The organism is Bradyrhizobium sp. (assembly GCF_019242285.1).
Lineage (GTDB): Bacteria > Pseudomonadota > Alphaproteobacteria > Rhizobiales > Xanthobacteraceae > Bradyrhizobium.
In genome coordinates, this window is record NZ_JAFAVV010000468.1 from 1 (window position 1) to 25,023 (window position 25,023).

Consider the following 25,023-nt stretch of genomic DNA (forward strand, 5'->3'; position numbering starts at 1 on the left):
GCGCTACGGCACGCTCGGCGATTTCGTCGAGTTCACCCATGGCTGCCGGCAGCGCGGCATCCGCGTCATCATCGACCTCGTCGTCAACCACACCTCCAACGAGCACGCCTGGTTCAAGTCGGCGCGCAGTGCCAAGGATTCGCCCTATCGCGACTGGTATGTCTGGGCCGACAAGCGGCCGGCCAATGCCGGCAAGGGCATGGTGTTTCCCGGCGTGCAGAAATCGACATGGACGCACGACAAGGAAGCGGGCGCCTGGTACTTCCATCGCTTCTACGATTTTCAGCCCGACCTCAACACATCGAATCCGATGGTGCAGGCGGAGATTCTCAAGATCATGGGCTTCTGGATTCAACTCGGCGTGTCCGGCTTCCGCATGGATGCCGTCCCCTTCGTGATCGCAACCAAGGGCGCGAAGGTGAAGAAGCCGGTCGAGCAATACGACATGCTGCGCGCCTTCCGCGAATTCCTGCAATGGCGTGAGGGCGACGCCATCATCCTCGCCGAAGCCAACGTGCTGCCCGACACCGACATGGAATATTTCGGCCGCGACGGCGACCGCATGCACATGATGTTCAACTTCCACGTCAATCAGCATCTGTTCTATGCGCTGGCTTCCGCCGATAGCCGTCCGCTCGCCAAGGCGCTCAACGCGACCAGGCCACGGCCGGCGACCGCGCAGTGGGGCCTGTTCCTGCGCAATCATGATGAGCTCGATCTCGGCCGCCTCACCGAGCCGCAGCGCAAGGCGGTGTTCAAGGCATTCGGTCCCGACAAGGGCATGCAGCTCTACGACCGCGGCATCCGCCGGCGGCTGGCGCCGATGCTGGGCGGCGACCGCCGCCGGCTCGAGCTCGCCTACAGTCTCCTGTGCACGCTGCCGGGGACCCCGGTGCTGCGCTATGGCGACGAGCTCGGCATGGGCGACAATCTCGACCTGCCGGAGCGCAATTGCGCGCGGACGCCGATGCAATGGTCGACCGAGCCGCATGCCGGCTTCACGGAAAGCGACAAGCCGTTCATGCCGGTCATCGACAAGGGGCCCTACGGCTATGATCACGTCAACGCCGCGAAGCAGCGGCGCGACCCGAACTCGATGCTGAACTGGACCGAGCGGATCGTGCGGATGCGGAAGGAGGTGCCGGAGATCGGCTGGGGCGATTTCAAGGTGATTCCGACGCGCGATCCTGCCGTGCTGATCATCCGCTATGACTGGCGCAACAATTCGGTGCTGTTCATACATAATTTCGACGAGCGGCCGCGCGAAATCTCGTTCCCGGTCGGGCTGCCCGGCGATGCCGGCAAGATGCTGATCAATCTCCTGAGCGAGGACCACAGCAAAGCGGACAAGCGGGGCCGGCACACGCTGGTGGTCGAAGGCTACGGCTATCGCTGGTACCGCGTCGGCGGCCTCGACTATCTCCTGAAGCGCAGCGACATCGACATCGACAACAGGGGCAAGGCCGGTCACCCGTCGTGAACAGGGCCCGTGGGCCCGGCCGGTCAGTTCGCCTCCTCCGGCGGCCTGACATGGCGGAACGAGAACAGCAGCGCGAGGTCGTAGGCGATCTTCAGTGCGCCGCAGAGGATGAGCGGCAATCCCGGAAACGCCGTGGTCAGCAGCAGTCCGGCGATCGCGGGACTGATCGCGGAAGCGAGGCTGCGCGGCACGGCGGTGACGCTCGCGGCTGCCGGCCGCTCGGCCGGCGTCACCACCGCCATCACATAGGAGGTGCGGGTCGGCACGTCCATCTGCGACAGCCCGGCGCGCAACAGCAACAGGCCGAGCGCGACATGGAGGTCCGGCGCCACCGCCGCCAGGATCAGGAACAGGCTGGACGGAATATGCGTGAACACCATGGTGTTGACGAGGCCGAAGCGCCTGGCGATCCGGGCCGCGACCGGATAGGAGAAGGCGCTGAGCGTGCTCGACCAGAAGAAGAACAGCCCGGCCGCCGACAGCGACAGTTCGAAACGCTCGAACAGCCACAGCAGGAGCAGGGACTGCGCGATGAAGCCGCCGGCAAAAGCATCGATGCTGAACAGCGCCGCAAGCCCATAGACGGTCCGGCGCGAGCGGCCGAGCGGCGCATGATGCGCCTCCGCGCCGCGGGCATGCGGCAGGCGGCGATAGAGAACGGCACTTGCGAGGCCAAGCAGGGCATATGCGTAGAACATCAGGCGGAACGCGCCGAGCTGGGTCACGCCGGCCGACATCAGGACATCGGGCGCCGATGACGCCAGCGATCCCACCGCGGCCGACAATGCACCGATCAGGCTGTAGCGCGCGAACACGCGGGTGCGTTCCTCGTTCGTCGCGCCGCGTGCCAGCATGGCGTGCTCCAGCGGCACCAGCACGCCGAGATCGCCGGCCGACGGATTGATGGTGCCGATGAAGGCGACTGCCGCGATCAGCACGAGATATTCGACGTTCGGGAACGCGATTCCGGTCGCCGCCATCAGGGCCGCACCGAGAAGCATCAGCGTGCGCAGGTCGTGCCGCGGTGCGATCAAGCCGACCGCGAGCGTCAGCACGGCGGTGCCGAGCAACGACGCGGTGGCAACGATCCCGATCGGGGCGGGGGCGTAGCCGAGCGCGGTCATGTAGGCGGGCAGGATGAGGATGGCAAAGCCGTCGCCGAAGCCACGCAGGCCGCGGGCCAGATAAAGCTGGAACAGATCCGGTTTCGCGGCTGCATTTTCCGATTTGGCGGTGACGCCTGTCGCGGCAATCGTACGGGCCGTCTTCTCATCCATGCGCAATCCCTCGACTCGCAGCGAGCGTTGCGCAGAGCTTGGACGGCGAGCCGTCTGACGGGGAGTCTGCGTTCCCCGCTGGCGGAAACTAGATGGCCGGCCCGGCCCGCGCAAGCCGCTTCGATGCGGTCGGTCGCAGCGTCAGGCGAGGTCCCTCGCCTTTGCGGAGAAAGCCGGGGGATCGATTGCGCGCAATCGATCCTCCGGGCCTCGTTAGGGAAAGAGATAGGAAATTTCAGACCTTTGGCGTCGCCGGCTCCCGCCACAGCGTGCGCCGCGTGTGAAAGCGGTTGGCATGCGACATCCATCCCGGCAGCGGCATGCCGTCGCGATGGCGCCCGCCGGCCGCAGCGCCGGTCCACGCCGCCACGGCGCCGAGCAGCAGCGCGGTCGCCACCGAGAAGGCCAGGATGATGGTGGCGGCACGGGTGCGGGAGATCGCCTTGTGCGCATCGGCGATGACATTGTCGACCCGATGCTCGGCATCGGTGCCGGACAGCCCGGTCGTCGCCGTCACCATCTGGATCAGATAGGCGCGATCGTCGCTGCTCACGCCGTCATGACCAGACGACGTCATCAGGATGCGACCGGCTTCGGCGCGCTGTGGCGCGAGGTCGCCATTGGCCGCCCGGCGCGGCGCACGAAACAACTGATCGAGCTCATAGCTCAGGACCGACGGCTCGGTCACGCCCGCAGGCGTCGCCAAGGCCGTCGGCTTGCTCGCGGACGTGCCGATCAGCGCTGCAAGTGCCGCGCCGAGCACGATGGCCAGCGCCCACGAGGACAGGCCATGAAGCCCGTCGCGCTTCTCGACCTCTTCCGGCTCGCCTGTTTCGGCCATCTCATACGGCAGACGCGCCCTTCCGGCGATGTAGCCGCCACAGCCAAAGCTCACCAGCGCCAGCAGGATCAGGTAGAGGCCCGACAGCAGCCAAAGCGCCACCGAGGCGTCGCGCCAGCTCGGCGAGGCCGAGCTCACGCCCAGCCCGACAGCGGCCGCAAAGGTGACGAGGATCGACGACAGCGCCGTGGCGAACAGCGCGCCCGCCACGATCGGTGTCCACTGCAAGACCCAGCCATCCACCGATATGGGTGAATCCTCGGGCCCTTCGACGATGGTCGGCGCTTCGATGGTCATGCGTGAAAACCCTAGCGCAGGCCGAAAAACGACAGAATGGCCATGACGACCACGATGAGTCCGATCAGATAGATCAATCCGTCCATGTCTTCCTCCATCCATGCGACGCCTCGTTAAGTGCAGGTCATGAAGAAGGTTCCTGCCGCCGTGGCAGGCGTCGGCAACATTTTCCGTCTCGAGGCACCTTTCGCCACAAGCGCGATTATATGTTGCACGGCGGAATGAAACCGGGACGGTTCGGCCCGGCCCTACAGACGCCCGTCGGAGACAGGATGAAACAGTTTCGATGCCCGACCTGCCGGGAACGCGTGCTGTTCGAGCGCGAGCGGTGCCGCAAATGCGGCACCGATCTCATGTTCGACCCCCGGCAGTCGATGATGCGGGCTTTGTCGGCACCTTGCGCGAACCGCGCGCTGATCGGGTGCAACTGGATCGCCGGCGACGGCGGCGCCCTGTGCGCCTGCTGCGAGCTGACGCGCACTATTCCCGATCTCGGATCGGCGCGCAACGTCATCCTGTGGAAGAAGGTCGAGCAGGCCAAGCGTCGGCTGCTCTACGACCTCGACCGGCTCGGCCTGCCGACGGTCTTCGCGCGGGGGCCAGGTCTCGAGCAAGGGCCGCATCTCGCCTTCGACATTCTGTCGGAAGAGACCGCCGGCCATCCGATCATGACCGGGCATGCCGACGGCCTGATCACGCTCAATCTCGCCGAGGCCGACGACGCCGAGCGCGAAGCACGCCGCATCGCGCTGCGCGAGGGCTACCGCACCCTGCTCGGCCATGTCCGGCACGAGGTCGGGCATTTCTACTGGGACATGCTGGTCGCGCAGAGCAACTGGACGATCCCGTTCCGCGCGGTCTTCGGCGATGAGCGCGCCGACTACCAGCTCGCACTCGCGGCCTATCACGACCGCGCCGACCGCACTTTCGATCCCAAGGGCTTCATCAGCGAATACGCCACCTCGCATCCCTGGGAGGACTGGGCGGAAACCTTCGCGCACTTCCTGCACATCGTCTCGACGCTGGATTCGGCGGCCTCGCTGCCGCTGGCGCTCGGCGAGCGCGCGCGGCACACGCTGGCCGACCCCTATCTCGAATCCGATTTCGAGGCGCTGCTGTGGTCCTGGACGCCACTCGCCGACAGCCTGAACGAGCTCAACCGCTCGGTCGGGCAGAGCGAGGCCTATCCGTTCGAGCTGTCGCCGGCCGTGAAAGGCAAGCTGCATTTCGTGCACATGGTGATCGCGCGCTTCCGCAACGGGCGGCGCAGGACAGCCGCGCCACACGCCGCGGCCGACGAGCTCACGGCCGCCGCTTCATCCTGGTGAAGCGCACGTGCTTGCCGTCCGGCAGGCGGGTGGCGATGAAGCCGGCGGCGAGGCAGGCCTCGCGCTGCGGCATCCGTTCTTGCGGGCTCCGCAGGGTTTCCCACCACGACGCGCGCTGGGCCGCACGCGGCAGCGCGGCGCCGATGATCTCCTCGATCTGATCGAAGCTCAGGACCAATTCGGTCTGCCTTGCGCGCATCAGGTGGTCGCGCAGCGCATCGTAGTCGCTCATCTCTCCACCATTAAGCCACGCCGCCATTCGCAACCAGTCGTTAACCGGTCGGCGCGGCGCTGTTCCGAATTAAGTTCTTGGAAAGTCGCAGACCAGGCGCCTTACGCCGCCAAGGCCTCCGGCCGCAACCTCGGCGCCATGCCGCCGCTGTCGCTGGCGGCCTAGGCGGTTTTCGCCAAAGCCCGCATGACCGCCTCCGGCTCCTTTTCAACGACCTTGAGCAAGATGCGGGCGCTACGATCCGGCTGGCGTCGGCCCTGCTCCCAGTCGCGAACCGCCGAGAGCGCGAATCCGTAGGTCTGTGCGAAGCTTTCCTGCGACAATCCAAGCCGGCTGCGTATTTTTTTCACGTTCACACGGCTGGGAACGTGAATCCGATAGTGGGATTTCTCCGCCGACGCATCAAGATAGGCCTTCGCGTCATCCAGGCCGGTCTTGACTTTCTCGAACGCAGACCTGGTCATCTTCGATGATCCCTGATCATGGCATCGACCATCTTCCCCAACACATTGCGCTCGGCCGCCGAAAGATTGGCCTTCTCGTTCTTGGCGAAGACTGCAAGCAGGAAGACAGGCATATCTTCACCGTGGAACAGATGGATAATCCTGGCGCCCCCGCTTTTTCCGCGGGCACCGAAGCCGAAGCGCACCTTGCGAAATGCCGTGACCGCCGGTGATGACAACGCCGCAGGTGGGATCACTGGCCAAGCGATCCACGATCGCAGCACGTTCTACCGGGGAGAACAGCCGTTCCGCGTCAGCCAGGTAGGACGGCGTCTCGACAACGGTTTGCATCGAATGATATTACTACGGCAATGCCGTAGTAATATCAAGAGCCCTCGACAGTGATCCGGTCGAGATTCCGTGCCGAGTCCTTTGGACCGTCCTGAAGGACCGCTGCGGCTTGATTTCTTGCACCGTCATTCCGGACGGCGCGGCACGCGCCGATCCGGAATCTCGAAGTTGGGGAGAAGAAAGCGATACGGCGCGGGATTCCGGGTTCGATGCGGAGCCTGTCATCCGGCCGCGCTTTTGCGCGGACCGGTTGGCATAGCCCCGGAATGACATCAGGAGCGCGCCTGCGCCTCCGCTGTCACTTCTCAAAATACTTCTTCATCTCGGCGATGAGGCCGTCGCGCAGATCGGGGCGGGCCATGCCATAGGCGATGTTGGCGCGCAGGAAGCCGGCCTTCGACCCGCAGTCGTGCCGCTCGCCCTCGAACTCGACGCCGTAGAAGCTTTGGGACTTGGCAAGGCCGATCATGGCGTCGGTGAGCTGGATCTCGCCGCCGGCGCCGCGTTCGTGCTTCTCCAGGATCTTGAAGATTTCCGGCTGCAGGATGTAGCGGCCGGTGATCGAAAAGTTGGACGGCGCGGTGCCTTTCGGCGGCTTCTCCACCATGCTCGTGACCTCGAACATGTTGCCGCGGGCATGGCGCTTGCCGACGCCGCAGATGCCGTATTGATGGGTCTGATGCGCGGGCACCTCCTGCACCGCGATCACGTTCGCCTTGTCCCTGAGATGGTTGTAGGCCTCGACCATCTGGGCGAGGCAGCCCGGCCTGTTGAGCACGAGTTCATCCGGCAGCACCACCGCGAACGGCTCGTCACCGACGATGTCGCGCGCACACCACACCGCGTGGCCGAGCCCGTGCGGCGCCTGCTGGCGCGTGAAGCTCACGGCGCCGGCCTCGGGCTGGTCGCGCGCCAGAAGCTCGATCTCCGCCTCCTTGCCGCGCGCGGCCAGCGTGGTGTCGAGCTCGAACATGCGGTCGAAATGGTCCTCGATCACGCCCTTGTTTCGGCCGGTGACGAACACGAAGTGCTCGATGCCGGCTTCCTTGGCTTCGTCGACCACATACTGGATCAACGGCTTGTCGACGATGGTCAGCATCTCCTTCGGCATCGCCTTGGTGGCGGGCAGGACGCGGGTGCCGAGGCCGGCGACGGGGAAGACGGCTTTGCGGATTTTCATGGGGGTCGGGATTACCTTGTGGGGGCGGCGGCTGGCGCTTCGATCCTCTGTTGGTAGCCGGTTTGCAACCGCTAACAAAGACGGATGTGAGCGTTTAAGTTCCGGCCTCTCGGCGACGTGAGTTAACGCCTTGGAAAGGTAAACCGGGCCTCCTGAAAGCCCGATTTCCGGGGCAAGCGGGGTTCGACATGAGGGAGCGGGCTGGAAGCATGGCGAAGGGACCGATTGTCGCAGCCGTCGTCGCAACGCTCCTGCTGATGGGTGACGTCGCCCATGCGCAGTCCTCAAGCGGCGGGCCGTTGAATTTCCTCGGCAATCTCTTCACCGGCTCGACCCGGAACGACCAGGCCGCACCCGCCCCCCCGGGCCCGTCCGGCGTGCCCGGCCAACCGACGCCCTGGAGCGGCACGGATGGCGCCTCCGGCCATCCGCTCATGACCGCGGATGCGATCCGTCAGGCGGCGGCCAATTTCGACAATTGCGTCGCGTCGATGTGGCCCGATGCCGCCCGCCGCAACATCACCCAGGAGAACTTCCAGCGCTTCACCGCGGGGCTCGTCCCCGACCTGCGCATCATGGATCTCCTGGACGCGCAGCCGGAATTCACCAAATCGATCTGGGACTATCTCGATATCCTGGTGAACGATGCGAGGCTCGCCAAGGGCCGTGAGATCCTGGCCAAGTACAAGCCGCAGTTCGATGCGGTGGAGCGCGCCTATGGTGTCGACCGCTACGCGATCGCGGCGATCTGGGGTATCGAGTCGAACTATTCGACCCAGATCGGCGATCGCAGCGTGCTGCAATCGACGGCGACGCTGGCCTGCATCGGCCGCCGCCAGCAATATTTCCGCGACGAGTTCCTGTCGGCGCTGGAAATCCTCAATCGCGGCGATCTTCGCCCCGAGCAATTGCACGGCTCCTGGGCCGGCGCGTTCGGACCGACCCAGTTCATGCCGACCGCGTTCAAGCGTTATGCCGTCGACGCCGACGGCGACGGCCGCCGCGACGTGGTCGACGATCCGGCCGACCTGATCGCTTCGACCGCCAACAACCTGAAGAAGGACGGTTGGCAGACCGGTCAGAGCTGGGGCTACGAGGTCGTGGTGCCGCAGGGCTTCAACTACATGCTGGCCGACCGCGCCAAGGCGCAGACGCTTGCGCAATGGGAGGCTCTCGGCCTGAAGCGTGCCACCGGCGAAGCTTTCCCGCATCCCGCCGACAAGGCCTATCTGCTGGCGCCGGCCGGCGCCGAGGGCCCCGGCTTCCTGATGCTGCAGAATTTCCGCGTCATCATGAAGTACAATCCGGCCGAGGCCTATGCGCTGGCGATCGGGCATTTCGCCGACCGCCTGCGGGGTGGGCAACCCTTCGTCCAGCCCTGGCCACGGCAGGAGCGTGAATTGTCGCGTGACGAGCGGCTGGAGTTGCAGCAGCTCCTGGCCCAGCGCGGCTTCTACAAGGGAACCCCGGACGGCCAGCTCGGCGGCCAGACCCGGGAGGCGCTGCGCGGGTTCCAGGCCTCGATCGGGGCGCCCGCCGACGGATTCGCCACCGCCGACGTCCTGGACCGGCTGCGCGGGCACTGAAAAGGCTCACCTTTCAGGTCGAAACCAACCTTGAAATGGCATTTTGGCGGCCGCCCTTGACGGCGGCGGGGGCGCGAAGGCTTATGGAACTGAAGCCGCCCGCTTGCGGCCTGATTCCGCTGCCATACTTTCCTCTGATCTGCCATCGCGACCAAGCCGTGCGAGCCGCATGTTCAAGCCGAAATTCCTTCTCAAGCTGTTCACCGAGCCCGGCCCGCTGATCGTGCTGACGGTGGCCGTTGCGTTCCTGGTCGGCATCGCCGGCCCGGCCTCGGCGCAGTTCTTCAATTTCGGCAATTTCGGGGGTGGTCCGCCGCGGCCGTCACGCGGGGGCGGCGGCTTCGGCTGGTTCGGCAACGACTTCTTCCAGCCGTTCCAGCCACAGCAGCAGCAGGCGCCCAAGCGCGTCTACCAGGATTTCTCCAAGGCCCCACCGCCGGAGAAACGCGACACCACGCCGGAGCGGAACGTGCTGGTGTTGGGCGATGGCATGGCCGACTGGCTCGCCTATGGCCTCGAGGACGCCTATGCCGAGCAGCCCGAGATGGGTGTGATGCGCAGGGTGAAAAACACCTCCGGCCTGATCAAATACCAGCCCAAGGGCGATCCCGCCGACTGGACCGCCGCCGCCAAGGGTATCCTCGCGACCGAGAGGCCGGACGTCATCGTCGTCATGCTCGGCCTGAACGACCGCGTCTCGTTGCGTGAGCCAGCACCCGACAAGACCGACAAGCCGGCCGACAAGGACAAGAAGGCCGAGAAGAAGGACGACAAGAAAGACGCCCGCGCCAAGCCATCCGACGGCAAGCCCGACGACGCGGCCGCGAAGGGCGACGACAAGCAGACCGATACCGAGCTCGCGCCCGAGGACGCCGACAATGCCGACGCCCCCGCCGCGGCGCCCGAGAAGGCCGCCCGCTCGCCCAACGGCATCTACGAGTTTCGCGACGACCGCTGGGTCGAGCTCTACGCCAAGAAGATCGAAGACATGATCGCGGTGCTGAAGTCCAAGGGCGTGCCGGTGGTATGGGTCGGCCTGCCCGCGGTTCGCGGCCCGAAGGGCACCTCCGACATGTCGTTCCTGGATTCGCTCTATCGCGACCAGGCCGGCAAGGCCGGCATCACCTATGTCGACGTCTGGGACGGTTTCGTCGACGAGGCGGGCCGCTTCATGCAGAGGGGCCCGGACTTCGAGGGTCAGCCCCGCCAGCTTCGCAGCTATGACGGCGTCTATTTCACCCCGGCCGGCGCGCGCAAGCTCGCGCACTATGCCGAGCGCGAGATCACCCGGCTGCTCGCCGCGCGCTCGTCGCCGATCGCGCTGCCGACCGAGCCCGCGACACCGGACGCCAACGCGGTGCCCGGTCAGCCCGCGCCGCGGCCACTGGCCGGACCGATCCTGCCGCTGGTCGCATCCTCCGTCGGCACCGACCAGTTGCTCGGCGGCCCGGGCACACGCCCGGCCCCGGTCGATGCGCTCGCCGCGCGCACCCTGGTGAAGGGCGAGGCGCTGGCGCCACCGGCCGGCCGCGCCGACGATTTCGCGTGGCCGCGCCGAGAGGTCGGCCATGAGCAGGCCAAGGGCGACACCCCGGTCGCCAATGCCGCCCCGACCGAGAGCGGCGGCCCGGCTCCCGGATCGGCCGGGCCCGCAGGCAATGCTCCGGGTGCGGCACAGAAGCCGCAGAAGAAGCCGGCCCCGGCGCTGCAACAGCCGGCGCAATCGCATGGCTCGCCGTTCCAGAACTTCTTCGGCTTCGGCGGCTCTCCACCACCGCCACGTCCAGTCGCGCCGCCGACGCAGCGCGCGCCGGGAGCACCGCGGCCGCCAGGGAGCGTCGGCCGCGCCGCCGCCGTCGACGGCTTTTATCCCGCGCGATAGCCCTTCGCGCTGCGCTGATTCAATCCCAGTGTAGCCAAGGCGGCGGTGCACTCCCTCTCCCGCTCTTGCGGGGGAGGGCCGGGGTGCGGTGCCTCCACGAGTCACACTTCCCGCGTCGGCCCCCACCCGCCGTGCTAAAGCGCGGCGACCTCCCCCGCGAGCGGGAGAGGTAAACGAGCGCGTGGCAAAGGCTCCTATCTACTCTTCACAGGATCAGGCCGCCATCGACCACGATGGTCTGGCCGATGATGTAGGACGATAACGGCGAGGCGAGAAACAGGGCCGCGCCGGCCATGTCGGCTGGCGTGCCGAGCCGCTTCAGCGGAATCCGCGATAGCGCGCCCTCCAGCCGCTTCGGGTTGGCCGTCGTCACCTTGGTCATCTTGGTATCGACGAGCCCCGGCGCGATGCCGTTGACGCGGATGCCGTCGTCGGCCCAGGCCTCGCCGAGCGTGCGGGTCAACCCCATGGCGCCGGTCTTCGAGGCGTTGTAGGCCGGATTGCCCATGGTCGAATGATAGGCGGCGGTCGAGCTGACGATGATCAGCGAGCCCTTGCCGTCGCGCAGCATCGGGTGAAATTTCGTCGCGCAAGCCATCAGGCTCATCAGGTTGACTTCCAGCACCTGGCGAAAGCCCGCCATCTCGAACTCGCCGCGCCGGTAGACCACCGCGCCCTGCGCCAGCACCAGCACGTCGAGCCTGTCGAGCTGCGGCTTGAAATCCGTGATCGCCTGCGGATTGCTGACGTCGAGCTGCGCGTAATCGAGGCCGCGGAGATCGGAGCCTTCCTCCGCTGCATAGTCGACGGCGGAGGCGCGGGTGCCGCACACCATCGCGCGCGCTCCCTTGTCAAGGAAGGCCCTCGCAATACCATTGCCGATGCCGCTGGAGCCGCCGATCACCAGCACCTGCCGGCCGCCAAAATCGAGCTCGTTCATTTCCACCCCTTCGCTAGGCTGCTTCTTCCGTCCTCAGGCGCGATGAGATCGAATTGAATCGTCATCGCGCTTTAGCTCTTTGTTCGCGCACGATCTTTTCGGAAAACCACTTCGCACTTTTCCGGATCATGCCCTAGGATGGCCGGAAACCGAAATCGCCTCAAGAAAACGACCGGAAGGAAATGCCATGTCCGAATTCAAGGAGCTCAGCCGCTCGGTGAAGGGGCTGACCGCGCTCGTGACCGGCGCGGCCTCCGGGATGGGCCGCGCCACCGCGCGGGTGCTCGCCGACGAGGGCGCCAACGTCGCAGTCACCGATGTGAGCGGCGAAGGCGCCGAGCAGGTCGCGCGCGAGATCGTCGGCGGCGGCGGCCGGGCCAAAGCCTGGAAGCTCGATGTCGCCGACGGCGAGACGATCGACCGCGTCGTGAAGGAGGTCGCGGCGCATTTCGGCACCCTCGACATCATCGTCAACAATGCCGGCATCTCGGTGCGCGCGCCGATCGACGATCCCGGCTATGACGAGGCCTGGGCCAAGGGGATCGCGGTGATGCTGACGGCGCACCCGCGCATCATCCGCGCCGCGCTGCCTCATTTGCGAAAATCGAAATGCCCGCGCATCGTCAACATCGCCTCCACCGAGGCGCTGGGCGCGACCGCGCTGCACAGTCCCTACTCCGCCGCCAAGGGCGGCGTGACCAGCCTGACCCGCTCGCTCGCGGTCGAGCTCGGCCGCGACGGCATCACCGTGAACTGCATCTGCCCCGGCCCGATCCGCACCGCGATCACCGAGCGGATTCCGGAAGACCACAAGCAGCTCTATGCCAGGCGGCGTACCGCGCTCGGCCGTTATGGCGATCCGGAGGAGGTCGCGCACATGACGCTCAGCCTGTGCCTGCCGGCGGCATCGTTTTTGACCGGCGCGGTCATTCCCGTCGACGGCGGCCTGATGGCGCGCAATGCGTGAGGTGCCATGCTGCGCACGGCGTTGACTTGAACGCCCCCCAGAGTAGCCTTGACGACAAAAGGCGGAATAGCCGCCGGAGAACATTCGGGAGCAACACCATGACGGTCGCGATCCGGCAATTGTCGAAACATTTCGTCGGCGAGGTCTCGGGCCTCGACCTGCGCCAGCCGCTGACCAAGGAGCAGGCCGCCGAGATCGAGGCCGGGATGGACAAGTACGCGGTGCTGGTGTTCCACGATCAGGACATCACCGACGAGCAGCAGCTCGCCTTTGCGCTCAACTTCGGCGGGCGCGAGGAGCGGCGCGGCGGCAACATCACCAAGGACGCCGACTACCGGCTGGCTTCCGGGTTGAACGACGTCTCCAACCTCGGCAAGGACGGCAAGCCGCTGGCCAAGGACCATCGCACCCATCTGTTCAACCTCGGCAACTGCCTGTGGCATTCCGACAGCTCGTTCCGCGCCATTCCGGCGAAATTCTCGCTGTTGTCGGCACGGGTGGTGAACCCAAAGGGCGGCAACACCGAATTCGCCGACATGCGCGCCGCCTATGACGCGCTCGACGACGAGACCAAGGCCGAGATCGATGACTTCGTCTGCGAGCACTCGCTGATGTATTCGCGCGGCTCGCTCGGCTTCGTCGATTACTCGGACGAGGAGAAGCAGATGTTCAAGCCGGTGCTGCAGCGGCTGGTGCGCACGCACCCCGTTCATGGCCGCAAGTCGCTCTATCTCTCCTCCCACGCCGGCAAGGTGCTCGGCATGAGCATGCCGGAGGGGCGGCTGTTGCTGCGCGACCTCACCGAGCACGCCACCCAGCCGGAATTCGTCTACGTCCACAAATGGAAGCTGCACGATCTCGTGATGTGGGACAACCGCCAGACCATGCACCGCGTCCGCCGCTACGACCAGTCGCAGCCGCGTGACATGCGCCGCGCCACGGTGGCCGGCACGCAGCCGACGGTGGCGCAGCAGGCGGCGGAATAGCAACGCTTAAATGATGGGTTTCACAAAGGCTCGAGCGTCGACTAGGCGTGGCCGGCTACGTTCGAGAGCATGCCGGGATCGATGCCGATCTTGCGCAGGGCGCGCGAATATTTCTCCTCGACGTCGTCGCCGAACACGAGCTCCGGATCGGCGTCGCAATGCAGCCAGCCATTGCCCTGGATCTCGGCTTCGAGCTGCCCGGCACGCCAGCCGGCATAGCCGAGCGCGAGGATCGCGTGCTTGGGACCCGCGCCCTTCGCGATCGCCTTGAGGATGTCGACCGAGGAGGTCAGGCAGATGTCCTTGTCGATCGGCAGCGTCGCCTTCTCGATGAAGAAATCGCTCGAATGCAGCACGAAGCCGTGGCCGGTATCCACCGGACCGCCGCTCAATACCTTCAGCGCCTCGGCGTTCTCAGGCAGCTCGATCCGTTCGGCCTTGCCGATGATGTTGAGCTGGACCAGAAGTTGCGGAAAGTCGATGCTGGCGAGCGGGCGGTTCACCATGATGCCCATGGCGCCTTCGGCCGAATGCGCGCACATGTAGATCACCGAGCGCTCGAAGCGCGGATCTCCCATCACCGGCATGGCGACCAGGAGCTGACCGTCGAGATAGCCGCCGGCCGCCGAGTCATCGCCGGCCCCCGAGGCCGCGCCGGCTCCCCCGCGCGGCTTCCTGCCTTCCGTAGCGATCCGAGCTCTGCGGCGAAGGTCGTCCGGTCGCTTGCCTTCAGGGTCCATTCGCAAAATCGCTCTGCAGATATTCGATTGCAGTGCGGTTGCGGGCTTCGACATTCGCCACGAGGCTCACGGCGTTACCGAAGCGAATGTCAAATCCGCCGCACTGCGCTATCCTGATATTGGGTGGCGCTTCTGTCAATCGAGCTTGCGCGCCGACGCTCACAAGCAATTCAATGGTTTGCCGCCATTTCAGACTGTAAACACGTCGCATGATTGCCATAGTTCCTTGCCGTTCCGCGCTTTGCCTTGCCCTCACGCTACTCGCGTCGGCGGTTGCGACGGAAAGCCGCGCCGAAGACGCTTCGCCCTGGCAGCGCGACGGACATTCCGCCGTGCGGCTGCTCGCTGGCTCGCGCAGCGGCGCGGTGCTGCTCGGCGGCATTGCCTTCCAGCTTCAGGCCGGATGGAAGACCTATTGGCGCACGCCGGGCGATTCCGGGGTGCCGCCGCGCTTCGACTTCTCAAAATCCGACAACGTCGAGGCGGTGACGGTGCTGTGGCCGGCGCCGCTGAAGTTCGACGACGGCGCGGGCGGAATTTCGCTCGGCTATCACGACCAGGCCGTGCTGCCCTTGCGCATCGTCGTCAAGAACGCCGAGAAGCCGGTGACACTGCGCGCCGCGATCAACTACGCCGTATGCGAGAGGATCTGCATTCCGGTCGAGGCCAATGCCGAGCTCGCCTTCAACAGCGTGGCGAGCACCGAGGACAGTGCGCTGTTCGCGGCGCTCGATACCGTTCCCAAGCCGGCCAATGTCGGCGACCCCAATCCCCTGACCATCCGTGACGTCAAGCGCAGCGGCGACAAGGAGGTGCTGGTCGACGTGGTGACGCCCGACGGCCGCGACGTCAACCTTTTCGTCGAGGGGCCGACCCCCGACTGGGGCCTGCCGGTGCCGAAACCGCTCGAGCACGGCCCGCCCGGCGTCAAGCGTTTCTCGTTCGCCCTCGAGGGTGTGCCACCGGGCGTCAACCCGGCAGGTGCCGCGCTGAAACTCACGCTGGTCGGCAGCGAGCGCGCCTACGAGTTCAACATCAATTTGAATTAGTTCCGCGGTCGCAGCTCCGTAGTCGTAGGGTGGACTAAGCGGCCGCTTGCACGGAAGCGCACTACGCAAAGACTGAAGCGTGCCCACCGCCCAAGCAATGGTCATCGAGAGATGGTGGGCACAGCGCTTCGCGCCTTAGCCCACCCTACGCGCCCAACCGAATCTTAACGATGAGTTGATAGATCGGGCATCCACCTTCCGAACGGTTCCTCAAAAGGTTGCGCCGTGGCCGTGATCGATGCCTCACCTGCAAGCGTTGCGAAGACCGGCGTGATCGCGCGGCTGCGCGCAAAGCTGGCCGGCGGCCCGAGCGAAGCGGCGACGACGCGGCGGCTCGCCGGCGCCATCCTCGTCATCCGCGTGCTCAGCGCGATGATGGCCTATCTCGCACAGATCCTGCTCGCGCGCTGGATGGGCGGCTCCGACTACGGCACCTACGTCTATGTCTGGACCTGGGTGCTGCTGCTCGGCAGCATGATGGATTTCGGTATCTCGGCTTCCGCGCAGAAGCTCATTCCGCAATACCGCACGAACGGCGAGCAGGCGCTGCTGCGCGGCTTCCTGTCCGGCAGCCGCTGGCTCACCTTCGCCGTCTCGTCCGCCGTCTCGCTTCTGCTCGCGGGCGTGGTCAGGCTGCTGTCGCCCTTCATCGACCAGGGCGCGATCGTGCCGCTCTACGTCGGCTGCCTCACGCTGCCGTCTTTCGTCGTCGCCAACACCCAGGACGGCATCGCGCGCTCGCATGACTGGATGCAGCTCGGCCTGATGCCGCAATTCATCGTGCGGCAGGCGCTGATCATCGGCTTCACGGCCGGCGCCTTCGCGCTCGGGATGCAGCTTTCCGCCACCGCCGCGATGCTGGCGAGCTGCGCTGCGGTCTGGATCGCGATGGCGGGACAGGCAATGGTGCTGAACCGCCGGCTCGCCGCGCACGTCGCGCCGGGTCCGAAGCACTACGACGTCAGGGGCTGGCTTGCCGTCTCGTTGCCGATCCTGCTGGTCGAGGGTTTCTATCTGCTCCTGTCCTACACCGACGTCATCGTGCTGCAGCAGTTCCGCTCCGCCGAGGAGGTCGGCGTCTATTATGCGGTGGTGAAGACGCTGGCGCTGGTCTCCTTCATTCATTACGCGATGTCGGCGACCACGGCGCACCGCTTCGCCGAATATCACGCGCAAGGAGACAATGAACGCCTGGCGGCCTATGTGACGCATGCGATCAACTGGACCTTCTGGCCATCGCTGGTCGCCACCGTCGTCCTGCTGGCGTTCGGCAAGCCGCTATTGTGGTTGTTCGGCGCGCGCTTCGTCGGCGGCTACGACATCATGTTCGTCGCCGCGATCGGCCTCGCGGTGCGCTCGGCGATCGGCCCGGTCGAGCGGCTGCTCAACATGCTCGGCCATCAGCATATCTGCGCCGCAGCCTATGCGTTGTCCTTCGCGATGAACGTCGTGCTGTGCATCGCGCTGGTGCCGCGCTTCGGCGGTCATGGCGCGGCGGCGGCGACCTCGCTCTCGCTGGTGTTCGAGACCGCGCTTCTATTCTGGATCGTGCGCCGCCGGCTTAGCCTGCACGTGCTGGCATTCGGGAACCGATAATCCGGGCGTTCGATCGTACCAGCCCCGCTCCTCCTATGCATCGTTCCGTGCGGACACCCGGCTTCGGCACACCTTCAAAGAAATGCTTTTTAGTAATCGACTTTCCGCCACAATCATGCTTCGCGCCGCAGAATGGCGTTTCGCAGCGCAACCCGCGCATCGAAGAAAACACCCCCGGATGCCGACAGGCGCATGGATCCGTTCTTATTTCTCACGATCCGTTGCCATGGGTCATTCCCCGTCATTACATGGCGTATTGGTGGACGCGAAGGGCGCCCGAACATGATTGATCCGCTCTATGTGGCGTCTGGATTTGGCGTTGGCCTCCTGGTCGGGATGACCGGCGTGGGCGGCGGCTCGCTGATGACGCCGCTGCTGATCCTGCTGTTCGGAATCCATCCCTCGACGGCGGTCGGCACCGACCTTCTTTACGCCGCCGCGACCAAGACCGGCGGCAGCCTGGTCCACGGCGTCTCGCGCAGCATCCATTGGCCGGCCGTGATCCGGCTCGCCTGCGGCAGCATCCCGGCCGCATTCCTCACGCTGGTGGTGCTCTGGCAGCTCAACCTCGACGCCTCGGCCTCTCGTCACCTCGTCAACCTGGTGCTGTGCTTTGCGCTCGTGCTCACGGCTGCGTCGCTGATCTTCCGCAAGTCGATCATGGAGCGCTATCATCAGCGCCTCGCACGCACCGGGACCGCCACGACGACGGTGGCCACCGTGCTGACCGGCGCCGTGCTCGGCGTGCTGGTGTCGATCTCCTCGGTCGGAGCCGGCGCTGTCGGCGTCACCGCGCTGATCCTGCTCTATCCGCGCCTGCCGATGGCGAGCATCGTCGGCTCCGATATCGCCCATGCGGTCCCGTTGACGCTGGTGGCCGGCGTCGGCCACTGGGCGCTCGGCTCGGTCGACTGGCACCTGATGGGCGTGCTGCTGCTCGGCTCACTGCCCGGCATCGTGATCGGCAGCTACGGCGCGGTGCGCATGCCGCAGCCGGTGCTGCGCGTCGCACTCGCCGTGATCCTGCTCGTGGTGTCCGGCAAGATCGTGACCGAGGAGCTGCATCTGCAGCCGACGGTGACGGCCGCCGCGGTGAAGGCACCGGAGCGTTGACGGGTGGTCACTCGGCCGGCAGCGAGAGAAATTCCGGCGGCACGCGGTCGGTCAACCAGACGCCGTTGTCGGCGACATAAAAGTCGAATCCGGCCGCATGCATGCGGCCCGCATCGATCTTGAGAACGATTGGCTTGCCGTGCCGTTGACCGACGCGACGCGCGGTCTCCTCGTCGAGGGACAGATGCACCTGTTGCCGCGTCAGCGGCTTCAATCCCTCGGCCACGATCGACTCGACGAATCTCGTCGCCGTGCCATGATAAAGCGCGGCTGGCGGTTGCCGTGGCGAGAGGCCCAGCTCGACTGCAACCGAATGCCCTTGCGCGGCACGGATACGCAACCCATCGGGGGAAATCGAAAAACGCTTCTTGTCGCTTGTCGCAACGACCTGGAGCAGATCATCGCGACTGAATCGCGTCCCAGCCGCGTTGCACTTCCTGATCAATTCCTCGATCTCGACCCAGCCTTGCTCATCGAGGCTCAGGCCGATCGCTTCGGGCTTGTGCCGCAGCACGTAGCTCAGGAACTTGCTCAGTTGAACCAGGTCGGACGACATCAGTCGCCCACCCGTGTCGGCATCGCCTGTAGTGCCATCCGGCCCCCCGATCTTGCGGAGAGCCGAATAAGCACGATCACTATTCCGCCGTCCAGCCGCCGTCGATCGACAGGTTGGCGCCGGTGATCTGCGCGGCATCGTCGCCGCACAGGAACAGCGCGAGCGCTGCGACCTGCTCGGACGTCACGAACTCCTTGGTCGGTTGCGCCGCGAGCAGCACGTCCTTGATGACCTGCTCCTTGGTCATGTTGCGCGCCTTCATGGTTTCGGGAATCTGATGCTCGACCAGCGGCGTCCAGACATAGCCGGGCGAGATGCAGTTCACGGTGATCTTGAACTGGGCGAGCTCGAGCGCGGCGGTCTTGGTCAACCCGGCGATGCCGTGCTTGGCCGAGACATAGGCGGCCTTGAACGGCGAGGCCACCAGCGAGTGCGCCGAGGCGGTGTTGATGATGCGGCCCCAGCCGCGCTTCTTCATGCCCGGCACGGCAGCGCGGATGCCGTAGAACGCCGACGAGAGGTTGATCGCGATGATCGCCTCCCATTTCTCGGGCGGGAACTCCTCGATCGGCGAAACGAACTGGATGCCGGCATTGTTGACGAGGATGTCGACCGAGCCGAAGGTCTTCTCGCCGAGACCCACCATGTCGGCGATCTCGGCCGGCTTGGTCATGTCGGCCGGCGAATGCACGGCCTTGACCTTGAACTCGCTCTCGATCGCCGAGCGCTCCTTCTCGATGTCGGCCGGCGCGCCCATGCCGTTGAGCACGATGTTGGCGCCGGCCTGCGCGAAGGCGCGCGCATAAGCGAGCCCGATGCCGCTCGTCGAACCGGTCACTACCGCGGTCTTGCCTGTCAACATACCCATCTCGTTTCACTCCTTCTTGACGGGGCTTTCGTCCCCCGAGAGGTCATAGGTCACCATGGTCTCACCGGATTGCGGCCGCTCCAGCCATTCGCGGTGGCGCATCGAGGAATGGACGTCGCGCACGCCGCTCTCCCAATGCTCGACCATCGCGACATGGGAAAAGTCGTAGTCCTTGGAATTGGTCTCGTAGTTCTTGCTCTTGTAGATCAGGTGCACCACCGTGACGGTGTTTTCCTTGGCTGCCTCCCGCAAGAACTTCGCGGACGGGTCGTCCTTCAGGTGGTCCGGCAACTTGTCGAGCAGGTCGCGCACGGCCTTGCGAGCATTGTGGATCTGCCGGTTCTTGTCGGTGTTCATGCGGGTACGGCTGGAGAAGCGGATATCCTTCTCGCGCTCGGCGGCCTCGAACAGCGTCAGCGGCAACGGCCCGCGGGCAGAGAACAGGTCGACCTGGAAGATCAGGAGATCGCGATCGGTCTCGGCCTCCAGCACGTAGTCGAGCGGCGTGTTGGAGGAGATGCCGCCGTCCCAGTAATGCTCGCCGTCGATGACGATGGAGGGAAATCCGGGCGGCAGCGCGCCGGACGCCATGATGTGCTCTGCCTCGATCCGTTTGCCCTGCCGCTTGAATTCGACGTTGTCGAAGTAGCGGAAGTTGCCCGAGGTCACGCCCACCGCACCGACGCTGAGCCGGCATTTCAGGTCGTTGATGCGGTCGAAATCGACCAGCCGTTCCAGCGTTCGCTTCAGGGGCGAGGTGTCGTAGTAGCTCTGCGACTGCGGGCTGCCTTGCGGCCACAGCGGCGCCGGCGGCACGCGCGGCGTGAAGAAGCCAGGCACGCCGAAGGTCGCAATGAGGGCGGCGCTGGTCTCGTTGAACAGCGAGCGATGGCGGTCGCCCGACGCCGCCGGCTTCCACGGCACCGGGGCCGAGACCATCTGCCAGAATTCTTTCAGCCTGTCGACGCGCTGTTCCGCCTCATTGCCGGCGATGATGGCCGCATTGACCGCGCCGATCGAGATACCCGCGATCCACTCCGGCTCGAAGCCGCTGTGGCACAATGCCTGAAAGGCGCCAGCCTGGTAGGAGCCGAGCGCCCCGCCACCCTGCAGGACCAGCACGCGCTGGGCCTGCGCAGGCGTCCTCGATGGCGCAGAAACGTAGTCGTCCGTCATGAACCGCCGGTCAATGATTTAGAAGACGCCGCACCGTGGCGTCAGTTGGCGGCGGCGTCAATCAGCCAGTGGGATGGCCCGATCACTATGCCGCGCCCGGCTGGGCCAGTATCAACGTCCAGAACACCTTGTACTTGGTATTTGGAGCATAGCTCGCGGCGATGCCCAGTTTTGTGACACCGCTCTTGAGCATATTGGCCTTGTGCGGCGGGGAATCGCGCCAGCCGGAGAACGCCTCCGCCATGGTATGATAGCCCGCCGAGACGTTCTCGACCGCCACGGCCGCGCGATAACCCGACCCGGCGAGGCGCTTGGCCAGCGGCGCCCGGACGTCGTGGTCGAGCTTGTTCTGGCTGGCCATCGCCTGCGACTGCGTCTCCGCGAGCCGCATCAATTCGGGGTCGACCTCGACCGCGGTGAGCCCATTGTTGCGGCGGTATTGCGAGATCATCGAGGCCGCGGTGACGGGGTCGAGCCTCGCGCCGGCGTCCGCCATGTTGACATACATGGCCGGCGTGGTGTCGACCTGCACATCCGCCGCGCAGCCGGCCAGCAACATTGTCACGAGAATCGCGGCCGCCCGCATGAGATAGCCCCTGCCTTGAAAGGGGCCGTTGTTGCATACCAACCGTGGCCGAATGGTGAAATTTCCGCTGCCGCGGCGGGTAGAAAGGCATGGTGCCGTTTACTGATTCTTAACCGGCCGGATGCGGCGGAGATGCCGGTCAGCCCGCGAAAATCCGGTAGCGGCGCGCCTTCAGCCCAACGACATCGCCGGGCCGCACTGCGCCGTCAAACAGCTCGACCGGCAGCACGATCGACTCGCCGATGAAGCCATGCACAAAGGCGCTCGCCGCAACGCCGTCGACGAGAGCGACCGGCGGCTCGGCCAGGATCGAGCGCGACGGCGCCACGATCTCGAACTTGCCGTCACCGAATTCGCACATCGCGAGAAACGCCTCATTCTCTCAGCCCAGCAGCACGTCGCCGACGCCGCGCTCGACGAAGGTCTCGGTCGAGCCGCGCGCGCCGGTATCGAGCACCGGCAGGATCTTGTAGAGGTCCGCCACGAACTGCTTCGCCTGGTCGGCCGAGCTTTGTTGAAATCGGCATAGAGCTCGCGCGTCGGGTCGTAGGACACGTTGAGCAGCGTGACATCGGCGGCAAGGCCGAGTTCGCCCACAGCAGGCACGCGACGACGGGCAAAAGACGGCGGATCATTCCACTCTCCATCGGCTGTGGCGACGCCATTGTCGTCGAGCCACCTGCCGGGGATCGAGGCGAACGTTCACGCAAGTCAACGAAACCGGTTTTTCTTGTTGGCCCGCGCGCAGCGTCGTTCTGCTACGAAGCCTTCATCGTATGGATGCCGCATTCGGTCTTCGGCCGGCCGCGCCAGCGGCCCGCGCGCGCATCCTCGTCGGACGAGGTCCGGCTGGTGCAGGGCATGCAGCCGACCGACAGATAGCCCGAGCCGATCAGCGGATGCCGAGGCAGTTGCGACTGCGCGAAGATCGCTGCGATCTCGTCGCGCGAAACGTTGGCGAACGGGTTGAACTTCAGCCGCCCGCCGTCCTGCTCGACCACGGGGATCGCGGCGCGCAGGCCGCCCTGGAATCGCTTGCGGCCATTGATCCAGGCGGAAAACGGCTTCAGCGCCCGTGCCAGCGGTTCGACCTTGCGGATGCGGCAGCAGGCATCTGGATCGGAGAACCAGAGATCACGCTCGGGATCCTCGCGCGACAGCGCCTCTTCCGCCGGCCTGACAGAGCGGACATCGCGCAGGCCCAGGGCAGCGATCAGCGTGTCGCGATAGGCCAGCGTCTCCTCGAACAGCCAGCCGGTGTCGAGGAAGATCACGGGAATGGCGGGATCGACGTCCGCCATCACCTTGAGCAGCGCCGCCGATTCGGTCCCGAACGAGGACACCAGCGCGAGCTGCTCGCGCCCCACCGTGCAGAGCGCCGCCTTGACGATCTCGGCGGGCGCGGCGTCACGCAGCGCACGGTCGAGTTCCTCGGCCGCCGGCAGCGTGCCGGCCACAGCTCCGGTGCAATTCTGGTTCGTCAACGCGTTCACAGCCCGGCACTCTCGGAATGACGCAATTGCATGCGCCGATGCAATGCGGTGAGCCGGCCGTCGCCGGTCGGCTGGTAGAACACCGAATAGCGCTTCACCGTCTGGGCGAAGGCCTCGGCGTCGGCCTGCTTCTTCACCTCGAAGGCGTCGAAGCCGGCGCGCAGCATGAACACGAACTGGTCGCGCAGCACCTGCCCGGTCGCGCGCAACTCGCCGCGATAGGCGAAGCGCTCGCGCAAGAGCCGTGCCTGGCTGTAGGCGCGCCCGTCGCGGAAGGTCGGAAACACCAGCGCGACCACCGCGAGCCGCTCGAGATGCGGCACGAGATCGTCGACATCGCGGTTGTTCGGCCAGATCACGCCGGCCTTTCCCGCCCGCGCGAGGCAACGTTCGGGGTCCTCCAGCAGGCGCGCGGCCAGGACCAGGACGTCGCCATCGGCCGGCAGGTCGGCGCGGTCGGCGAGATGGACGAACGGATCGGCGGTGATGTTTCCGCCCTTAACGAGTGGCATAGACGCGCTCCCTGAATGGTTCGACGCCGAGTCGCTTCACCGTGTCGATGAACAGCTCGTCGGGGGTGGCGCGCAGCGCCAGATAGGCCTCGACGATGTCCTCGACCACGTCGGCGACCTCGCCGTAAGGAACGCCCGGCCCGATCAGGGTGCCGAGCGCGGCGTTCTCGTCGGCGCGGCCGCCGATCGTGATCTGATAGACCTCCTCGCCGTTCTTCTCGACGCCGAGGATGCCGATATGGCCGACATGGTGATGGCCGCAGGCATTGATGCAGCCGGAGATGTTGATGTGCAGCCGCCCGATCAATTCGGCGGTGTCATGGTTGGCGAAGCGCCGCGTCAGCTCCTGCGCGATCGGGATCGAGCGCGCATTCGCCAGCGAGCAGTAGTCGAGCCCGGGGCAGGCGATGATGTCGGAGACCAGGTTCACGTTCGGCGTCGCCAGCCCGGCCTTGTCGAGCGCCTGCCACAGCGCCGGCAGATCGTGCTTGGCGACATGGGGCAGCGCGAGGTTCTGCTCGTGGCCGACGCGGATCTCGCCGAAAGAGTACTTGTCGGCGAGATCGGCGAGCGCGTCCATCTGCTCGGCGGTGGCATCGCCCGGCGGGCCGCCGACCGGCTTCAGCGACACGGTGACGATCGAATAGCCCTGCACCTTGTGCGTGGACACCGAGTTCTTGCGCCAGCGCTCGAAATGCGGGTCGGCCGAGGCCTGCCGCAGCTCCTCGGGCATGAACGGCAGCTTCTCGTAGCGCGGATAGGTGAAACGCGAGCGGATGTCCTCGATCACGTCGTCGTCGAGCTTGAGCGCGCCGTCGCGCATCTGCTGCCACTCTTCCTCGACTTCCTTGGCAAATTTCTCGACGCCGAGCTCATGCACCAGGATCTTGATGCGCGCCTTGTAGATGTTGTCGCGGCGGCCGTACTGGTTGTAGACCCGCATCACCGCTTCCAGATAGCTCAAGAGGTCGCGGCCGGCGACGAACGGCTTGATGGTCTTGGCGATGAACGGCGTGCGGCCGAGCCCGCCGCCGACCAGCACCTCGAAGCCGGTCTCGCTCTGCTCGTTCCTGTGCAGCCGCAGCCCGAGATCGTGGATTTTCACTGCGACGCGATCATGCGCGGACGCGCTGATCGCGATCTTGAACTTGCGCGGCAGGAACGAGAATTCCGGATGCAGCGTGGTGTATTGGCGCAGGATCTCGGCCCAGATGCGCGGGTCTTCGATCTCGCCGGGCGCGACGCCGGCCCACTGGTCAGAGGTGACGTTGCGGGTGTTGTTGCCGGAAGTCTGCATGGCGTGGATGCCGACCTCGGCGAGATCGGCGAGCGCATCCGGCAGGTCGGCGAGCTTGATCCAGTTGAACTGGATGTTCTGCCGCGTGGTGAAATGGCCGTAGCCGCGGTCATATCTGCGCGCCACATGGGCCAGCCGCCGCAACTGCGCCGACGACAGCGTGCCGTAGGGGATGGCGACCCGGAACATGTAGGCGTGAAGCTGCAGATAGACGCCGTTCTGCAGCCGCAGCATCTTGAACTCGTCC

General features: G+C 65.8%; 25 protein-coding genes and 1 pseudogene. 9 read left to right on the forward strand and 17 right to left on the reverse strand.

Translation table 11 applies throughout. The annotated features are described in order from the left end of the window. Positions 1–1,480 (forward strand): alpha-amylase family protein (locus JOY90_RS18385; RefSeq protein ID WP_291692537.1); only part of this gene is annotated, 1,480 nt, incomplete at its 5' end. A gap of 23 nt (positions 1,481–1,503) precedes the next feature. Here JOY90_RS18385 and JOY90_RS18390 read toward each other — a convergent pair. Next, positions 1,504–2,757 carry an MFS transporter gene (locus JOY90_RS18390; protein WP_291692538.1) on the reverse strand — a complete coding sequence of 418 codons (1,254 nt, stop codon included), beginning with the start codon at positions 2,755–2,757 and terminating at the stop codon, positions 1,504–1,506. A gap of 235 nt (positions 2,758–2,992) precedes the next feature. Continuing rightward, entirely contained in the window at positions 2,993–3,895 is a 903-nt protein-coding gene (locus JOY90_RS18395) for a hypothetical protein (RefSeq protein WP_291692539.1), read from the reverse strand. Positions 3,896–4,167: 272 nt separating this feature from the next. Between JOY90_RS18395 and JOY90_RS18400 the strand changes: the two genes are divergently transcribed. Then, complete coding sequence (locus JOY90_RS18400; RefSeq protein WP_291692540.1) at positions 4,168–5,223, forward strand: putative zinc-binding metallopeptidase; 1,056 nt, start codon at positions 4,168–4,170, stop codon at positions 5,221–5,223. On the opposite strand, the gene JOY90_RS18405 is transcribed toward JOY90_RS18400, so the two are convergent. From JOY90_RS18405 to galU, 4 genes are all read right to left on the reverse strand, one after another. Further along, complete coding sequence (locus tag JOY90_RS18405; RefSeq protein ID WP_291692541.1) at positions 5,198–5,455, reverse strand: hypothetical protein; 258 nt, start codon at positions 5,453–5,455, stop codon at positions 5,198–5,200. The two genes, JOY90_RS18400 and JOY90_RS18405, sit on opposite strands and share 26 nt — an antisense overlap. A 161-nt stretch (positions 5,456–5,616) precedes the next feature. Next, the gene (locus JOY90_RS18410) at positions 5,617–5,919 is read right to left on the reverse strand and encodes a type II toxin-antitoxin system MqsA family antitoxin (protein ID WP_291692542.1); all 303 of its coding nucleotides are present in this window, start codon (positions 5,917–5,919) and stop codon (positions 5,617–5,619) included. Then, on the reverse strand, positions 5,916–6,155 hold the full coding sequence (locus JOY90_RS18415) for a type II toxin-antitoxin system RelE/ParE family toxin (RefSeq protein WP_291692543.1): 240 nt from the start codon (positions 6,153–6,155) through the stop codon (positions 5,916–5,918). Before JOY90_RS18415 ends, JOY90_RS18410 begins: the two co-directional genes overlap by 4 nt. A gap of 392 nt (positions 6,156–6,547) precedes the next feature. Next, the gene (gene galU, locus JOY90_RS18420) at positions 6,548–7,429 is read right to left on the reverse strand and encodes a UTP--glucose-1-phosphate uridylyltransferase GalU (protein ID WP_291692544.1); all 882 of its coding nucleotides are present in this window, start codon (positions 7,427–7,429) and stop codon (positions 6,548–6,550) included. A 209-nt stretch (positions 7,430–7,638) separates the two neighbouring features. Between galU and JOY90_RS18425 the strand changes: the two genes are divergently transcribed. Next, positions 7,639–9,015, forward strand: a complete 1,377-nt coding sequence (locus tag JOY90_RS18425; RefSeq protein WP_291692545.1) for a lytic murein transglycosylase — start codon at positions 7,639–7,641, stop codon at positions 9,013–9,015. Between the two features lie 169 nt (positions 9,016–9,184). Continuing rightward, positions 9,185–10,897 carry a DUF459 domain-containing protein gene (locus tag JOY90_RS18430; RefSeq protein ID WP_291692546.1) on the forward strand — a complete coding sequence of 571 codons (1,713 nt, stop codon included), beginning with the start codon at positions 9,185–9,187 and terminating at the stop codon, positions 10,895–10,897. Positions 10,898–11,102: 205 nt separating this feature from the next. Here the strand turns inward: JOY90_RS18430 and JOY90_RS18435 are convergent, their stop codons facing one another. Next, the gene (locus tag JOY90_RS18435) at positions 11,103–11,837 is read right to left on the reverse strand and encodes an SDR family NAD(P)-dependent oxidoreductase (protein WP_291692547.1); all 735 of its coding nucleotides are present in this window, start codon (positions 11,835–11,837) and stop codon (positions 11,103–11,105) included. 187 nt (positions 11,838–12,024) lie between these two features. On the opposite strand from JOY90_RS18435, the gene JOY90_RS18440 reads away from it, so the two are divergent. After that, positions 12,025–12,804 (forward strand): SDR family NAD(P)-dependent oxidoreductase, encoded by a 780-nt coding sequence (locus JOY90_RS18440; protein ID WP_291692548.1) that lies wholly within the window; start codon positions 12,025–12,027, stop codon positions 12,802–12,804. Positions 12,805–12,902: 98 nt separating this feature from the next. Further along, entirely contained in the window at positions 12,903–13,790 is an 888-nt protein-coding gene (locus tag JOY90_RS18445) for a TauD/TfdA family dioxygenase (protein ID WP_291692549.1), read from the forward strand. A gap of 41 nt (positions 13,791–13,831) precedes the next feature. Here JOY90_RS18445 and JOY90_RS18450 read toward each other — a convergent pair whose 3' ends face one another. Together JOY90_RS18450 and JOY90_RS18455 are read right to left on the reverse strand one after the other, a co-directional pair. Next, positions 13,832–14,530: a YqgE/AlgH family protein gene (locus tag JOY90_RS18450; RefSeq protein ID WP_291692550.1), complete on the reverse strand. Its 699-nt coding sequence runs from the start codon at positions 14,528–14,530 to the stop codon at positions 13,832–13,834. Beyond that, the gene (locus tag JOY90_RS18455) at positions 14,520–14,741 is read right to left on the reverse strand and encodes a hypothetical protein (RefSeq protein ID WP_291692551.1); all 222 of its coding nucleotides are present in this window, start codon (positions 14,739–14,741) and stop codon (positions 14,520–14,522) included. The genes JOY90_RS18450 and JOY90_RS18455 overlap by 11 nt, the downstream gene beginning before the upstream one ends. On the opposite strand from JOY90_RS18455, the gene JOY90_RS18460 reads away from it, so the two are divergent. The 3 genes from JOY90_RS18460 to JOY90_RS18470 all read left to right on the forward strand — a co-directional run bounded on the left by JOY90_RS18460 (position 14,740) and on the right by JOY90_RS18470 (position 18,288). After that, positions 14,740–15,579 (forward strand): protein-disulfide reductase DsbD domain-containing protein, encoded by an 840-nt coding sequence (locus tag JOY90_RS18460; protein ID WP_291692552.1) that lies wholly within the window; start codon positions 14,740–14,742, stop codon positions 15,577–15,579. The two genes, JOY90_RS18455 and JOY90_RS18460, sit on opposite strands and share 2 nt — an antisense overlap. A 225-nt stretch (positions 15,580–15,804) precedes the next feature. Next, positions 15,805–17,175 (forward strand): oligosaccharide flippase family protein, encoded by a 1,371-nt coding sequence (locus JOY90_RS18465; RefSeq protein ID WP_291692553.1) that lies wholly within the window; start codon positions 15,805–15,807, stop codon positions 17,173–17,175. Positions 17,176–17,457: 282 nt separating this feature from the next. Then, a complete protein-coding gene (locus JOY90_RS18470) occupies positions 17,458–18,288 on the forward strand; it encodes a sulfite exporter TauE/SafE family protein (protein ID WP_291692554.1) in 831 nt (276 codons plus the stop codon). 7 nt (positions 18,289–18,295) lie between these two features. Here the strand turns inward: JOY90_RS18470 and JOY90_RS18475 are convergent, their stop codons facing one another. The 8 genes and pseudogenes from JOY90_RS18475 to JOY90_RS18510 form a co-directional block, all read right to left on the reverse strand. Next, a complete protein-coding gene (locus JOY90_RS18475) occupies positions 18,296–18,844 on the reverse strand; it encodes an RNA 2'-phosphotransferase (protein ID WP_291692555.1) in 549 nt (182 codons plus the stop codon). Positions 18,845–18,923: 79 nt separating this feature from the next. Then, positions 18,924–19,712, reverse strand: a complete 789-nt coding sequence (locus tag JOY90_RS18480; RefSeq protein WP_291692556.1) for a 3-hydroxybutyrate dehydrogenase — start codon at positions 19,710–19,712, stop codon at positions 18,924–18,926. Between the two features lie 6 nt (positions 19,713–19,718). Further along, on the reverse strand, positions 19,719–20,888 hold the full coding sequence (locus JOY90_RS18485; protein ID WP_291692557.1) for a patatin-like phospholipase family protein: 1,170 nt from the start codon (positions 20,886–20,888) through the stop codon (positions 19,719–19,721). 85 nt (positions 20,889–20,973) lie between these two features. Continuing rightward, on the reverse strand, positions 20,974–21,474 hold the full coding sequence (locus JOY90_RS18490; RefSeq protein ID WP_291692558.1) for a CAP domain-containing protein: 501 nt from the start codon (positions 21,472–21,474) through the stop codon (positions 20,974–20,976). A 271-nt stretch (positions 21,475–21,745) separates the two neighbouring features. Next, positions 21,746–21,982: pseudogene (locus tag JOY90_RS18495) on the reverse strand (sulfate ABC transporter substrate-binding protein); the annotation flags it as partial. A 250-nt stretch (positions 21,983–22,232) separates the two neighbouring features. Continuing rightward, positions 22,233–22,967, reverse strand: a complete 735-nt coding sequence (locus JOY90_RS18500) for a phosphoadenylyl-sulfate reductase (protein ID WP_291692559.1) — start codon at positions 22,965–22,967, stop codon at positions 22,233–22,235. Then, positions 22,964–23,479 (reverse strand): DUF934 domain-containing protein, encoded by a 516-nt coding sequence (locus JOY90_RS18505; RefSeq protein WP_291692560.1) that lies wholly within the window; start codon positions 23,477–23,479, stop codon positions 22,964–22,966. The genes JOY90_RS18500 and JOY90_RS18505 overlap by 4 nt, the downstream gene beginning before the upstream one ends. Next, positions 23,466–25,023 (reverse strand): nitrite/sulfite reductase (locus tag JOY90_RS18510; RefSeq protein WP_291692561.1); only part of this gene is annotated, 1,558 nt, incomplete at its 5' end. The genes JOY90_RS18505 and JOY90_RS18510, both read right to left, overlap by 14 nt.